Here is a 1740-nt window from a genome sequence, read left to right on the forward strand (position 1 = left end):
AGGAGGAAAAAGATGATATACTAAGCTCGAACACATCCTGATTCTTCCAGAATTCTTATTATTAATATAGCCAGCTCTATTCTGTGTTGTTAAACATAGATATAGAGCTGGTTTTTTCTTAAAAAAACACGCATCAATATCCTTTTTCAAAACAAGTGCTTCTAAAAACTTCGCATTTATCAGACATTTAATTAACTTTGCAAAAATTACTTTTGAAAAACACACATTTTTTTAGTTTAACACAAACAGAACACAATTTTAGTTTTAGGTTATGCACAAAATAATAGCTCGGAGGCTAAAAAGCTTCCCGTTTTATAGTTTCTTCGTGGACTCGCGTTCAGTTGGGATTACACTACTAATGTGTACGGCACTTTCCCTAATTCTGACTAATTCAGGATCGATTGGTGTTACTTATCACGACTTTTGGCTGAAAGACATATCATTTTTCCAACATCTTAACTTACCTTCAAACCTTCTTCATTTTGTAAACGATGCTTTGATGGCAATTTTCTTCTTTCATGTCGGCATTGAAATAAAAAGAGAAGCAATTGTTGGAGAACTATCTTCATTTAATAAAGCTATGTTTCCTGCTATTTCTGCTTTATTTGGAGTGGCAGTTCCAGCTCTTATTTTCTTGTACATTACGAGAGGCACCGGATTTGAACACGGATGGGCAATTCCTACGGCAACTGATATTGCATTCTCTCTGGGTGTTTTAGCAATGGTGGGCAAGTCTGTTCCCTTTTCATTAAAAATATTCTTAACTGCTCTTGCAATTATCGATGATTTATGTGCAATTCTTATTATTGCGTTGTTTTATGGTAATGCTCCCAAATTAATCTGCCTGGGAGGTGTAATCCTTTGCATTGGTGCAGGGCTACTTGTACTTAAAAAGCTCTCTAACAAGAAAATTCGCAATATATTTTATGTAATAATAGGCCTCATTATGTGGTATTGCGTTTACAACTCAGGTATTCATGCAACATTTGCGGGCATAATAATGGCAATGTTACTTCCAATAAATAAAATAACCCGATACGAGTCTATTCTTAACTTTCCCGTTAATTTTATAATCATACCTGTTTTTGCTTTGGCAAATACAAGTTTGTATATTTCAGGAGCTTCTTTTGCTAATTTGGCATCGCCACTTTCTATGGCCATCATCTTAGGCCTTTTTATTGGCAAACCACTTGGCATAATGTCGGCGACTTTTTTATTAGTAAAAACGAAGATTATCAATTTGCCGAAGAATGTAACATTAAAACGATTTTTGGGAGTGGGCTTTTTGGCAGGAATTGGCTTCACTATGTCCATCTTTATTTCCACGCTAGCTTTTGAAAACAAGTTTGATGGTGACACATCCAAATTGGCAGTATTGATAGCTTCTTTACTATCTATGATAATTGGATTTATTTGGCTCAAAATTAGCTACCCAGCAAAACATATCAAAGAGCACGAAGTAAAAGTTGAGAAACACTCTGAAGCAATCGTCTAGATTGAGCCCCTTTGATCTTTGCAGTTTATTAATATATTTGATAAAAATACAAATTATGGGTCTCATGTTATTTCAATTGGCTTTCGTTTTTTCTAATAACATGAATAGCGTTATTCTAATTTCCACACAAAATCATCATTTCTGTAGAGCAATAGCACATTTCAACTCCTACTTTTTTCATTTTCACAAGCGACGTTGTGTTTTTTTATCTATTTAATTAGCCAATGAATGTCATTCTTAGAATA

General features: G+C 34.1%; 1 protein-coding gene. It reads left to right on the forward strand.

What is annotated here, in order from left to right; translation table 11 throughout:
• The first annotated feature begins 271 nt into the window (after positions 1 to 271).
• Complete coding sequence (gene nhaA / locus VNJ50_RS04230; protein WP_325579367.1) at positions 272 to 1495, forward strand: Na+/H+ antiporter NhaA; 1224 nt, start codon at positions 272 to 274, stop codon at positions 1493 to 1495.
• Positions 1496 to 1740 lie beyond the last annotated feature (245 nt).

It is taken from the genome of Gelidibacter sp. (assembly GCF_035577925.1).
Classification (GTDB): Bacteria; Bacteroidota; Bacteroidia; order Flavobacteriales; family Flavobacteriaceae; genus Gelidibacter.

What these genes read in the sequence shown, in the direction of transcription:
- nhaA (WP_325579367.1), top strand. Translation starts at nt 272, where the DNA reads ATGCACAAAATAATAGCTCGGAGGCTAAAAAGCTTCCCGTTTTATAGT.